Annotated in this window: 9 protein-coding genes; 7 read left to right on the top strand and 2 right to left on the bottom strand. The window is 36.1% G+C overall.

Features of this window, described 5'->3' with window-relative positions; genetic code table 11:
- The first annotated feature begins 81 nt into the window (after nucleotides 1-81).
- The 5 genes from ABD859_RS10400 (at nucleotide 82) to ABD859_RS10380 (ending at nucleotide 6,378) form a co-directional block, all read left to right on the top strand.
- Nucleotides 82-633 (top strand): K(+)-transporting ATPase subunit C, encoded by a 552-nt coding sequence (locus ABD859_RS10400; RefSeq protein WP_345143818.1) that lies wholly within the window; start codon nucleotides 82-84, stop codon nucleotides 631-633.
- A 456-nt stretch (nucleotides 634-1,089) separates the two neighbouring features.
- A complete protein-coding gene (locus ABD859_RS10395; protein WP_345143815.1) occupies nucleotides 1,090-2,166 on the top strand; it encodes a porin in 1,077 nt (358 codons plus the stop codon).
- 221 nt (nucleotides 2,167-2,387) lie between these two features.
- Entirely contained in the window at nucleotides 2,388-3,515 is a 1,128-nt protein-coding gene (locus ABD859_RS10390; RefSeq protein ID WP_345143813.1) for a sensor protein KdpD, read from the top strand.
- 160 nt (nucleotides 3,516-3,675) lie between these two features.
- Entirely contained in the window at nucleotides 3,676-5,391 is a 1,716-nt protein-coding gene (locus tag ABD859_RS10385) for a sensor histidine kinase (protein ID WP_345143810.1), read from the top strand.
- Nucleotides 5,392-5,616: 225 nt separating this feature from the next.
- Nucleotides 5,617-6,378 carry a phosphatase PAP2 family protein gene (locus ABD859_RS10380; protein ID WP_345143909.1) on the top strand — a complete coding sequence of 254 codons (762 nt, stop codon included), beginning with the start codon at nucleotides 5,617-5,619 and terminating at the stop codon, nucleotides 6,376-6,378.
- Between the two features lie 122 nt (nucleotides 6,379-6,500).
- Here ABD859_RS10380 and ABD859_RS10375 read toward each other — a convergent pair whose 3' ends face one another.
- The gene (locus ABD859_RS10375) at nucleotides 6,501-6,950 is read right to left on the bottom strand and encodes a GNAT family N-acetyltransferase (protein WP_345143807.1); all 450 of its coding nucleotides are present in this window, start codon (nucleotides 6,948-6,950) and stop codon (nucleotides 6,501-6,503) included.
- 311 nt (nucleotides 6,951-7,261) lie between these two features.
- The gene (locus ABD859_RS10370) at nucleotides 7,262-8,035 is read right to left on the bottom strand and encodes an XRE family transcriptional regulator (RefSeq protein ID WP_071636747.1); all 774 of its coding nucleotides are present in this window, start codon (nucleotides 8,033-8,035) and stop codon (nucleotides 7,262-7,264) included.
- Between the two features lie 84 nt (nucleotides 8,036-8,119).
- Between ABD859_RS10370 and dinB the strand changes: the two genes are divergently transcribed.
- Together dinB and ABD859_RS10360 are read left to right on the top strand one after the other, a co-directional pair.
- Entirely contained in the window at nucleotides 8,120-9,301 is a 1,182-nt protein-coding gene (dinB, locus tag ABD859_RS10365) for a DNA polymerase IV (RefSeq protein WP_345143801.1), read from the top strand.
- Nucleotides 9,301-12,354 carry a DNA polymerase III subunit alpha gene (locus ABD859_RS10360; protein ID WP_345143798.1) on the top strand — a complete coding sequence of 1,018 codons (3,054 nt, stop codon included), beginning with the start codon at nucleotides 9,301-9,303 and terminating at the stop codon, nucleotides 12,352-12,354. The genes dinB and ABD859_RS10360 overlap by 1 nt, the downstream gene beginning before the upstream one ends.
- The last annotated feature ends 59 nt before the right edge of the window (nucleotides 12,355-12,413 follow it).

Here is a 12,413-nt window from a genome sequence, read left to right as displayed (position 1 = left end):
TCAAATAATAAATTTCTAAGGTAGTTAAGAAAGCTCAGAAGCTTACAATCTTAGCACCTTAGAACCTTAAAAATAAAAAAAATGAAAAATATATTTTCTATACTAAAACTTACTGTTTGTACTCTAATTCTGTTTGCAATTATTTATCCTCTTGCTATTTATGGAATTGCACAGGTCGCTCCAAATCAAGGAAAAGGCGAAACTCTTTCCGTTAACGGAAAAGTAGTTGGTTATTCAAAAATCGGACAGAAGTTCGATAAATCAAATTATTTCTGGGGAAGGCCTTCGGCTGTAGATTACAATGCAGCGGGAAGTGCCGGAAGCAACAAAGCTCCGAGCAATGCTGAGTATTTGGCTTTGGTTCAAAAACGAATTGACACTTTATTATTAGTTCATCCATATTTGAAAAAATCTGAGATTCCGGCTGATATGGTTACGGCTTCTGGAAGCGGACTGGATCCGAATATTTCTGTGCAAGGCGCTTTGATTCAGGTGAAACGTGTGGCTAAAGAACGAAAATTAGATGATACGAAAGTAAAAGCTTTGGTGGAATCTAAAATTAATACGGCTGTTGTTGGGCCTGAAACGGTTAATGTTTTGGAATTGAATGTGGCTTTGGATGAGCTTCGCTAGAGAAAAGTTCTAAGTTACTGAGATGCTATCCCGATAGCTATCGGGACTGAGGTTTTCTCTCCTGCAAGGTTTCCAAAACCTTGTAGGTATGACTTTCACGCACCGTTTGTCATCCCGAGGAACTAGGGATCTCCGCAAGAAACTCCCATATCGTGAATTGCCAATCTTTGTCGAGTTACTTGCGGAGATTTCTCCTTCGTCGAAATGACAAATCGAGACGTTAAATCACCTAAACTAAAATTAATACCTAACAGGTTTTGGAAACCTTATAGGAAAGAAAAACGCCTTTTTACCCCGAATACCCTAGCCCCGATAGTAGTGGAAATCCTTTTGGGCGGGGGTTCCGCCCAAAAGATTGAAACGGATAGCGGGATTAGCTCCTAAAAAATCTACTAAATAAAATTAATTAAACGCCTACAAGGTTTTGAAAACCTTGCAGGAACTAATAAAGACAAAATGAAAAAAATAATACTTACTGCTTTAATCGCTTTTGGTTTTAGCAATTTACATGCACAAGAAGAATCTAAAAGTCCGTTTACGTTTTCGGGATATGTTGATGTTTATTATAGTTATGATTTCGGGAAACCTGAAAATCATACACGTCCTGGATTTTTTTATAGTTACAATAAAAGCAATGAAGTGAATCTTAATCTCGGAATGGCAAAAGTGAATTATTCAAAAGAAAATATCCGAGGAAATTTTGCTTTGATGGCGGGAACTTATGCACAATATAATATGTCTGCAGAACAAAATTTACTGCAAAATGTTTACGAAGCTAATGTTGGTGTGAAGATTTCGAAGAACCATAATTTATGGATTGATGCGGGAATTATGCCTTCGCATATTGGTTTTGAAAGTGCGATTGGAAAAGATTGCCAAACGCTGACAAGAAGTATTCTAGCGGAGAATTCTCCGTATTACGAAGCGGGTGTAAAAATTGGTTATACGTCTGAATCTGGAAAATGGTATTTGGCGGCGATGTATTTAAACGGCTGGCAGAGAATTGAAAAAGTGGAAGGCAATCAGACTCCGGCTTTTGGAACACAGATTACTTTTAAACCTTCAGATAATGTGACTTTGAATTGGAGTACGTATGTTGGAAATGAACAACCTGACGTCGATAAAAAATGGCGTTATTTTAATGATTTTTACGGACAGTTTAAGTTAACAGAAAAAACAAATATTACGGCTGGTTTTGATGTTGGTTCTCAACAATCGGCTAAAAACAGTAATAAATATGATACTTGGTTTTCACCTGTTTTGATTCTGCAGTACAAACCAACTGATAAAATTCAGCTTGCGGCGCGTGGCGAATATTACAGCGACGAAAAAGGTGTGATTATCGCAACAGAAACGCCAAACGGATTTAAAACTTACGGATTTTCGGCTAACTTTGATTACTTAGTTTCTGATAATGTTATGTTTAGAATTGAAGCGAGAAACCTGTCAAGCAAAGATGAAATTTTTACAAAAAACAATCAGCCAACAGACACGAATACTTTTGTAACAACTTCATTGGCGATTAGTTTCTAGAAATATTTAGTCACAGATTTCACAGATTAAATGGATTTTTATATGCTTTGTGTAGAGTTTTTTAGCCACGAATTACACAAATTTCACTAATTGTTTTTGCCCTTTTTTAAATAAAAAATTCGCGCAAATTGGTGTAATTCGTGGCAAAAAAAATCCTTTTTAATCTGTGAAATCTGTGGCAAAACAAACCTTAGTGTCTTAGCGCCTTCGTGGCAAAACCTATGAAAGAGGAAAAAGAAAATAACGCACAGCACTTTCTCGATTTGATTCAGAAATCACGAAAAGGAAAGTTTAAAATCTACATCGGGATGAGTGCCGGTGTGGGCAAGACTTTTCGTATGCTTCAGGAAGCGCATTCGTTATTGCGAAACGGAATCGATGTGAAAATCGGTTATATCGAAACGCACAATCGGAAAGAAACACATGAATTATTAACTGGTTTGCCTCTTATTCCGAGGCGAACCATTTTTTATAAAGGAAAAGAGCTTGAAGAACTCGATGTTCAGGCGATTATCAATCTGCGTCCAGAAGTCGTAATTGTTGACGAATTGGCACATACTAACGTCGAAGGAAGCAAAAACGAAAAACGCTGGCAGGATGTTTTGGAGATTCTTGAAGCAGGAATAAATGTGATTTCGGCAGTAAATATTCAGCATATTGAAAGTTTAAACGAAGATGTAAAACGCATTACAGGAATTGACGTTCAGGAAAGAATTCCGGATAATGTTCTGCGTCTGGCAGATGAAGTAGTGAATATCGATTTGACTTCGGAAGATTTGATTGCTCGTTTGAAAGAAGGAAAAATTTATACGCCGGATAAAATTCAAACGGCTTTGGCGAACTTCTTTAAATCAGAACAAATTCTGCAATTGCGCGAATTGGCTTTGAAAGAAGTGGCAAGTCAGGTTGTTCGAAAAGTAGAAAATGAAGTTCCGAATCTACATGCTTTACGTCACGAAAAATTATTGGCGTGCATTAGCAGTAATGACAAAACAGCTAAAATTGTGATCAGAAAAGCGGCGCGTCTGGCGAGTTATTACAACGGAATCTGGTATGTTTTGTATGTCGAAACTCCGAAGGAAAGCACTACAAGAATTGCGCTCGATAAACAACGGCATTTAATTAATAACTTTAAACTCGCCGTTCAATTGGGTGCCGAAGTAATTAAACTGGAAAATGAAAATATTGCAAATGCGATTTTAAAAATCGTTGAAGAAAAACAAATCACAACAGTCTGCATCGGAAAACCGCATTTGAATTTATTTAAAGTAATTTTGTCTACAACAATTTTCAGACGTCTGTTAAATAAACTGTCTTTATCAAACGTCGATCTTGTTATTTTATCTTAATTTTTTTTACCATTAAGAGATTAAGAAAATTAAGATTGAATGCTGAATAAAAACTAAACCTTAGAACATTAAGCTTAATGATCTTAAGCCAAAGAAAAGCTTAACTTACTTAATCTCTTAATGATTCAAATAAAAAAAACTTGTTTTTAAAACAACTCTTATGAGAATTAAAACCAAATTGAATCTGGGTGTCGGATTGTTATTTTTGATGATTATCATCCTTTCGCTGGTGAGCGCTTATTCTGTTTTTTTGATTAAACAGGATACTGAGAATATTCTGAAATCGAATTACAATACGCTTGAATATTCGCGAAATATGATTTTTGCTTTGGACGGAATGAAAACCAATTCAAAAGAAACCATTCAAAATTTTGAAAAAAATCTTAAAAAACAAACGCAGAATATTACCGAACCCGGCGAAAAACAGGCAACAGAAAAACTGATGGCAAGTTTTGCTCTTTTAGAAAAAAATAATGCCGATGAAAATCTGAAAGCGCAGATTCGTCAGGACATTTTTGCGATCATGAAACTGAATCTTGACGCCATAAAACAGAAAAGTGACATTGCCAAACAATCGGCAGAAACGGCCAATTTATATATTGCCATTGTCGGAAGTTTATGCTTTTTGATTGCTTTTAATTTATTGGTTAATCTTCCAAATAATATTGCGAATCCCATTAAGGAACTCACTTTTAGTATTAAAGAAATTGCCAATAAAAATTATTCAGAACGTGTACATTTTACAAGCCACAGCGAATTCGGAGATCTCGCCAAATCGTTTAATACGATGGCGCAAAAACTTGAAGAATATCACGACAGTAATGTTTACAAACTTCTTTTTGAGAAAAAACGATTGGAAACGCTTATCAATAATATGAATGATCCGATTATTGGTTTGGATCACGCCGGAATTGTTTTGTTTGCGAATGATGAAGCGCTGAAAATTATCGGTTTAAAATCGGAAGATGCAATTGGAAAATTGGCTTGGGAATTAGCGAATACAAATGATTTGATTCGTTCTTTGATTTTAAAAGAAAATGAAAATCAGAAAAAACAGCCTTTGAAAATTTTTGCTAACGCTAAAGAAAGTTATTTCGAAAAAGAAACTATCAATATTACGATAACACCAACGGGCGAAGAAAAAGAAATCAATATTGGTGATGTCATTATTCTTCGAAATATTACGCTTTTTAAAGAATTGGATTTTGCTAAAACCAATTTTATTGCCACCGTTTCACATGAATTAAAAACGCCGATTGCTTCTATAAAATTAAGTCTTCAATTACTTGAAAACACCAAAACGGGCGATATGAACGACGATCAGAAACAATTGGTTGAAAGCATAAAAGATGACAGTCAGCGTTTGCTGAAAATCACGGGCGAATTACTGAATTTATCGCAATTAGAAACCGGAAATATTCAGCTGAATATTGGAAAAAGTAATCCGCATGACATTATAAATTATGCGGTTGAAGCGGTAAAAGTTCAAGCCGATCAAAAACAGATTCAGCTGATTATTGATGCCGATGAAAATCTAAAAGACGTAAAAGCCGACAGCGAAAAAACAGGCTGGGTTTTGATTAATTATTTATCGAATGCGATCAGATATTCGTCTGAAAAAAGTACGATTCTCATTAAATTAAAAGAAGAAAATAATCAAATGGTTTTTCAGGTTATCGATACCGGAAAAGGAATTGAACCAAGATATAAAGACAAAGTTTTTGATAAGTATTTCCAAATTCCAGGAAGTCCAAAATCGGGAACAGGATTGGGTTTAGCGATTAGCAAAGAATTTATCGAAGCCCAAAATGGAACGGTTGGCGTGGAAAGCAATTTGGGATTGGGAAGCACGTTTTGGTTTGCGTTGAAGGTTTAAAAACAGCTCCGGAGGAGCTAAATATTTGTAGATTATTTTGATTCATCCCGATCATAAGCTCCAGCGGAGCGACATAATTTACCCAGCTGGGACTTTAATTCATTGAAACAGGAATTTGATATTGCCATTGATTTTGAATCAATTAATATTCGCTTAAGGTTCAATTAAGTACAAAATAGATGCATCAGACATTCGTTACTATTGCAAAACATAACGATGACAACAATGTTCCACAAAACGATTTCCCTCCTGTTTCTATTCGGATTATTTTCTGCGAATGCACAGCAAAATGATTCCATTACAAAAATTGACACTACTTCGCATTCTTTAAAATTCAATTACAAACAATTGATTATTCCGAGTGCATTGATTGGTTATGGCGTAATTGGTTTAGAAAGCGACCAGCTTTTAAGCTTTAATCATCAAATTAAAGCCGAAGTTACCGAAGATATTGACGAGAAAATCACAATCGACGATTTCTCGCAATACGCACCCGCAGCTTCTGTTTATGCACTGAATGCTTTTGGCGTAAAAGGAAAAAATAATCTGCGCGACCGCACAGTGATATTTGTGACTTCGTATGCTATTATGGCAACGACAGTTTTGGGTTTAAAATCGGTTTCGCATGTAGAAAGACCTGACGGAAGTTCGAACAACTCCTTCCCTTCTGGACACACAGCAACCGCTTTTGCCGGAGCTGAATTTCTTTGGCAGGAATACAAAGACAAATCGATTTGGTACAGAATTGCGGGTTATGCCGTTGCAACTGGAACTGGGCTTTTCAGAATTTACAACAATCGTCACTGGTTAACGGATGTTGCTGCCGGAGCGGGAATCGGAATTCTGAGTACCAAAATCGCTTATTGGGTACAACCGTATATTACCAAAAAGCTTTTCAAATCTTCTTCTGAAACAAAATCAACTTCTATGATTATGCCTTTTTATAACGGTCAGCAATATGGTTTGGGGTTTGTGAAAGTTTTTTAGTTTTTATTTTTTTGCCACGAATTACTCGAATTAGCACAATTTTTTTATTTAAATTACAGAAATATAATTCCCTAATTAGTGCAATTCGTGGCGATTTAAAAAAACTCAGAACCTTAGAACCTTTATAAGTCCATTTCCATAATCGGCATAAATCTATTTTTGATTGAAGTTTCAAATTCGCCAACTTTTTTAAATCCCAATTTTTGGTAGAATTGTTCTGCCTTTGGTTCAGAATCCAGAATGATTTTTTGGCATTTTTCGTCTCGCATTCTTTGCAGAAAATCATTCATTAATAAAGTTCCAAATCCTTTTCCGATATATTCAGGCAAAATAAATAAGTTGTCCAATTTTACCTGATTATTTTCTTGTTTGAAATAAGAATAATAACCGATGATTTTGTTTTCTTCAACTAAAGTAAAAACAGGATTATTTTGGATATAATCTGCGGTAATTGTGAGATGTTTATCCCAAGCTAAAATTTGTTCTTGTGAATATCCCCAAAATGCTTTTGATTTTTTGGTAATTTCGGTTAAATGGATATGATCTTCTGGTTTAGCTTTTTGGATGTTCATTTTAAACAAATTAAAATGTTTTTAGTAATTATTTTTTAAAAGAGCCATCGGCTCGAATCATTTTGTAGAACCGGATTTTAATCCGGTTGATGTCGAAAATCACACAATCCAAAGAGCCGTAGGTTCGTCACATATAAAACGTCAATATAGGTCGTTCCTACAGAACTTTTAAAACTACCATATCAAATTCAACGGATTAAAATCCGTTGCTACAATAAAAATATCATTCCTACGGAATTTTAAAATTTGAAATTTACCTTATAATTGATATCATATTGATTTTTGACATTGCAATTGATATTGATTTTTTTCTACGTATTCGAAGTATTATTCTTAATCTCCCTAACTTCTCTTTTTAATTCCAAAAGCAAATCCTTCATTGCTCCAGTTTCCGATATTTCCTGTTTTTTGTCTGATCGCCCAATGTTGCATTCGTACTCCCAAATCTCTAAAATATCCGAAGCTTTCACTTCATAATTCGGATAAAAGCTGTTATCTGATTCTAAAACCAAAGCGTTCTTTTTGTTTTTATTGAGACGTTTGTAGACCATTCCTTCATTTTTAGTAATCAGGATATAGGTTTTTCCGTCCATCACTTCGCCTAATTTTTCTACGTAACGTCCAATAATAATCGAACCGTCTTCATGAGGAGGCATCGAATCACCTTCAACGGGAAATCCGCGGTGTTTTCCGGGTCCTAAAAACGGAAGCGTAATCTGTTGCAGACTTTCTATATATTCGGGATCGGCATAACCGTTTAGATATCCCGCTTTTGCTTTTTGAGATACGATTTCGATAAAATTTTCTCCAAAACTATCTACTTGTATCGGCAGAATAAGTCGATTTCCTTCGAGTTTTATCAAATTTTGCACATCGATTTTGCGAATATCGACCGATAATATCAAGTCAATACTCATGTGAAAATACAATGCAATCTTCTTTAAGATATCGTACGGTGCTTCCGAAGTTCCGTCTTCGTATTTCACGTATCTTCCTCTGGTAATGCTAAGGTTTTCAGCTAATTTCTCCTGCGATATTTTATGCTTAACCCTTAATGCTCTGATGTTGTCTGAAAATAAGGACATAATGAATTTGTTATAATTTGGAACAGCAAATATACTAAAAATGTTATTATCTGTACTAATTTTGTTTCATACAAAAACAAGGAAATGACACGGGCAATTGTACATATGGATTTGGATACCTTTTTTGTATCCTGTGAGCGACTCACCAACTCTGAACTTAATGGAATTCCGCTTATTATAGGCGGTGGAGATCGTGGTGTTGTTGCTTCCTGTTCGTATGAAGCCCGCAAATATGGAGTGCGTTCTGCGATGCCAATCGCTATGGCTCTTAAACTTTGTCCAGATGCTAAAGTTATGAAAGGAGATATGGAACTGTATTCCCGATTATCGCACGATGTAACCGAAATTCTTCAGGAAAAAGCGCCTGTTTTGGAAAAAGCAAGTGTCGATGAATTTTATCTGGATATTACGGGAATGGACCGTTTTCACGGAAGTTATAAATGGACAGATGAATTGGCTCAAAAAGTAATTAAAGAAACCGGACTGCCTATTAGTTTTTCTCTTTCTGTCAATAAAACCGTTTCTAAAATTGCTACAGGCGAAGGAAAACCAGTTGGAAACCTTGAAATTCCGGAACACAAAGTACAAGGTTTTTTAAATCCGCTTTCGATTCAGAAAATACCGATGGTTGGAACGGTGACTTTTCAGCTTTTATCCCGAATTGGCGTTCGTAAAATTCAGACTTTGGCCGAAATGCCTGCCGAAGTTTTACAGCAGATGATTGGAAAAAACGGTCTGGATATCTGGAAAAAAGCCAACGGAATCGATCATACACCCGTAGAACCTTATAGCGAAAGAAAATCTATTTCGACCGAACATACTTTTTCGCAAGACACCATTGATATTGCAAAACTAAAAAGAGTCCTTTTGGGAATGGTAGAAAAACTGGCTTTTCAATTACGATCCGAACAATGGCTGACTTCAACAGTTACGGTAAAAATTCGCTACGCTAATTTTGATACCGAAACCAAACAATGCCGTGTTGCGTATACTTCTGCAGATCATATTCTGACTAAAAATGTAATGGAACTTTTTGAAAAAGTATATCAGCGTCGTATGCGTCTTCGATTGATTGGCGTTCGCTTCAGCGGATTGGTGCGCGGTATGTATCAAATTGATCTTTTTGAGGATACTCAGGAAATGCTTTCGCTCTATGAAGCGATGGATAAAATGAAAAACCGTTATGGTTTTGATGCCGTAATGCGATGCGCCGGAGCTTCATTCAAACCCAATAATAAAGACGAAATTTTAAAACGCACGAAATAATGTATCTCAATTGCCATTCATATCATTCTTTGCGTTACGGCACGATTCCGCTAAAAAATTTAGTTGGGAATGCCGTTTCTTATGGTATAAAAGCAATGGCTTTGACAGATATTAATACTGTAACGGGAATTTATGATTTTATAAAATTATGTAACGAAAACGACATCAAACCTCTTGTAGGAATGGAATTTCGCTGTAATCATCAATTCCGATATATTGGTCTGGCCAAAAATGCGGAAGGTTTAGGAGAGATGAATAAGTTTTTAACGGAACACAATTTCAGCGGAGAACCTTTGCCTTTGCAAGCGCCAGATTTTAAATCGGCTTTTGTGATTTATACCTTAGAAAATGCTCCCCAAATTCTTCAGGAAAATGAATTTATCGGCGTTCGTCCCGAAGAAGTTACAGGGCTTTTGACATCCAAACATAAAAATAAAATCTCCAAAATGGTGGTTTTACAGCCCGTAACTTTTTCATGCAAAAAAGAATACAACCTGCATAAAGTGCTGCGCGCCATTGATACGAATATTATTTTATCAAAACTTACAGAAGCTGATTTTTGCAAGACTTCAGATTTTATGGTTTCGGCAGAATCACTTATTCCTTTCTATGAAAATTATCCGGAGATTTTAACCAACACTCAAAAAATCATAGACGATTGTAATTTTCAATATGATTTTTCAATTAAAAGAAATAAAAAATTCTTTACAGGAAGTCGTGAAGGCGATATAGAAAGACTCACAGAATTAACGCTCGAAGGCTTTGAACGCAGATATGGAAAAGAAAATAAAACTGCTGAAGAACGAGTTAAAAAAGAACTGAAAGTTATTGATGAATTAAAATTCAGCGGTTATTTTTTAATTACCTGGGATATTATTCAATACAGTAACAGCCAGGGATTTATGCACATTGGACGCGGAAGCGGTGCCAACAGCATTATCGCGTATTGTCTCGGAATCACAGACATCTGCCCTATTGAACTCGATTTATACTTTGAACGTTTTTTAAACCTCAACCGCAAAAGTCCGCCCGATTTTGATATCGATTGGAGCTGGCAGGAACGCGATGTAATTTTGAAATATATTTTTGAAAAATATGGAAAAGATCACGTTGCATTCTGCGGAACGAATGTGGAATTTAAATACCGTTCTATTTTCAGGGAAGTTGGAAAAGTATTTGGTCTTCCAAAAGAAGAATTAGACGTTTTAGCTAAAAATCCAGAGAATCTTCACCCAACAAATAAAATTGTACGACTGGTTCAGGAATATGGAAAAATGATGGAAAAATACCCCAATCAGCGTAGTATGCACGCCTGTGGAATTATCATTTCTGAAGAACCTATTACCCATTATACACCTCTGGAAATGCCTCCAAAAGGATTTCCGATTGTGCTTTTTGATATGCATACCGCGGAAGATATTGGTTTCGACAAATTCGATATTTTAAGTCAGCGCGGCATTGGCCATATTGATGACAGCGTAAAACTGATTGAAAAAAACCGCGGTATTAAAGTTGACATTCGTGATATCAAAATTTCCAAAGACGAAGCTTTATGCAATGTTCATTTGGCAAAAGGTGATACAATTGGCTGTTTTTATATCGAAAGTCCGGCGATGCGCGGTTTGCTCCGTCGTTTGAATTGTGATAATTATAAAGTTCTCGTGGCAGCTTCGTCTATCATTCGTCCCGGCGTGGCACAATCAGGAATGATGAAAGAATATATTTTCAGACATAATTACCCAACGAAGTTTGAATATTTTCATGATGTCTTTAAAGAACAATTGGGAGAAACTTACGGCATCATGGTGTATCAGGAAGATGTGATTAAAATTGCCCAGCATTACGGCGGACTTCCCGCTGCAGACGGCGATATTCTGCGTCGTGCCATGTCTGGAAAAGGGCGTTCTCTGGAAGCACTTCAAAAAGTAAAAGACAATTTCTTTGCTAGTTGTGCTCAAAAAGGACATCCGCTGGCATTGAGTCAGGAAATTTACCGTCAGATCGAATCTTTTGCCGGATATTCTTTTTGCAAAGCGCACTCCGCTTCATATGCCGTAGAAAGTTATCAGAGTTTGTTTTTGAAGGTTTATTATCCGGTCGAATTTATGACAGCGGTAATCAATAATCAAGGCGGCTTTTACAGAACGGAGGTTTATGTACACGAAGCACGTATGTCGGGCGGAACGGTTCATAATCCGTGTGTGAATAAAAGTGAATACGAAACCACTTTGTACGGAACTGATATTTATCTCGGTTTTATGCATTTGCAAAGTCTGGAATCTAAAATCGCTTATTTAATTGAATCGGAGAGAAATGAAAACGGCGAATATCTTTCTTTAGAAGATTTCATCAATCGCATTCCGATTGGAATTGAAGGCATTAAAATCCTGATTTTTATTGGCGCTTTCCGTTTTACAGGAAAAACCAAAAATCAGCTTTTGGTGGTCGCCAGTTTGCTTTTAAACAATTATAAACCTGAAAACAGAAATTTAAAACTGCTTCAGGAACCTGCTAAAGAATTTAAACTTCCGGTTTTGGAACGTTCGGTTTTTGAAGACGCTTTTGATGAAATAGAATTATTGAGCTTTCCGGTTTCATGTACGGTTTTTGATATTCTGCAAACCAAACACCGCGGTGATATTATGGCGAAAGATTTAGTAAAATACCATAAAAAACAAGTGAGAATGCTGGCGTATCTGATTTCGAGAAAACACGTTCCAACCAAAAAAGGAGCGATGTATTTCGGAACCTGGATCGATCATGAAGGCACTTATTTTGACACGGCACATTTTCCGGATTCTTTAGAAAAAAATCCTTTTCAGGGCGGAGGATGTTATCTTTTGTTAGGAAATGTCGAAGTTGATTATCATTTTCCGACAATAACGATTATCAGAATGGCGAAAATGCCTTTTATTCCAGATCCGCGTTATATGGATGCTAAAGATCAATATCGAACACAAAATCAGATTAAAGAAGATGTGAGTATGACGCATCGAAAACCGTATCCGCAGGAACATGAAATTAATATGCCGAGACATCGCATGAAGTTCTAGCTTTCAGTCACTGTTTTCAGTATTTCTCTGATCACTTGCTAAATTAGGTTAATACTGCG

It is taken from the genome of Flavobacterium ginsengiterrae (assembly GCF_039539785.1).
Taxonomy (GTDB): domain Bacteria; phylum Bacteroidota; class Bacteroidia; order Flavobacteriales; family Flavobacteriaceae; genus Flavobacterium; species Flavobacterium ginsengiterrae.
The sequence above is the reverse complement of the archived record's forward strand: the minus strand, read 5'-3'. Positions and strand labels throughout refer to the sequence as shown.

What these genes read in the sequence shown, in the direction of transcription:
- ABD859_RS10400 (WP_345143818.1), top strand. Translation starts at nt 82, where the DNA reads ATGAAAAATATATTTTCTATACTAAAACTTACTGTTTGTACTCTAATT.
- ABD859_RS10395 (WP_345143815.1), top strand. Translation starts at nt 1,090, where the DNA reads ATGAAAAAAATAATACTTACTGCTTTAATCGCTTTTGGTTTTAGCAAT.
- ABD859_RS10390 (WP_345143813.1), top strand. Translation starts at nt 2,388, where the DNA reads ATGAAAGAGGAAAAAGAAAATAACGCACAGCACTTTCTCGATTTGATT.
- ABD859_RS10385 (WP_345143810.1), top strand. Translation starts at nt 3,676, where the DNA reads ATGAGAATTAAAACCAAATTGAATCTGGGTGTCGGATTGTTATTTTTG.
- ABD859_RS10380 (WP_345143909.1), top strand. Translation starts at nt 5,617, where the DNA reads ATGTTCCACAAAACGATTTCCCTCCTGTTTCTATTCGGATTATTTTCT.
- ABD859_RS10375 (WP_345143807.1), bottom strand. Translation starts at nt 6,950, where the DNA reads ATGAACATCCAAAAAGCTAAACCAGAAGATCATATCCATTTAACCGAA.
- ABD859_RS10370 (WP_071636747.1), bottom strand. Translation starts at nt 8,035, where the DNA reads ATGTCCTTATTTTCAGACAACATCAGAGCATTAAGGGTTAAGCATAAA.
- dinB (WP_345143801.1), top strand. Translation starts at nt 8,120, where the DNA reads ATGACACGGGCAATTGTACATATGGATTTGGATACCTTTTTTGTATCC.
- ABD859_RS10360 (WP_345143798.1), top strand. Translation starts at nt 9,301, where the DNA reads ATGTATCTCAATTGCCATTCATATCATTCTTTGCGTTACGGCACGATT.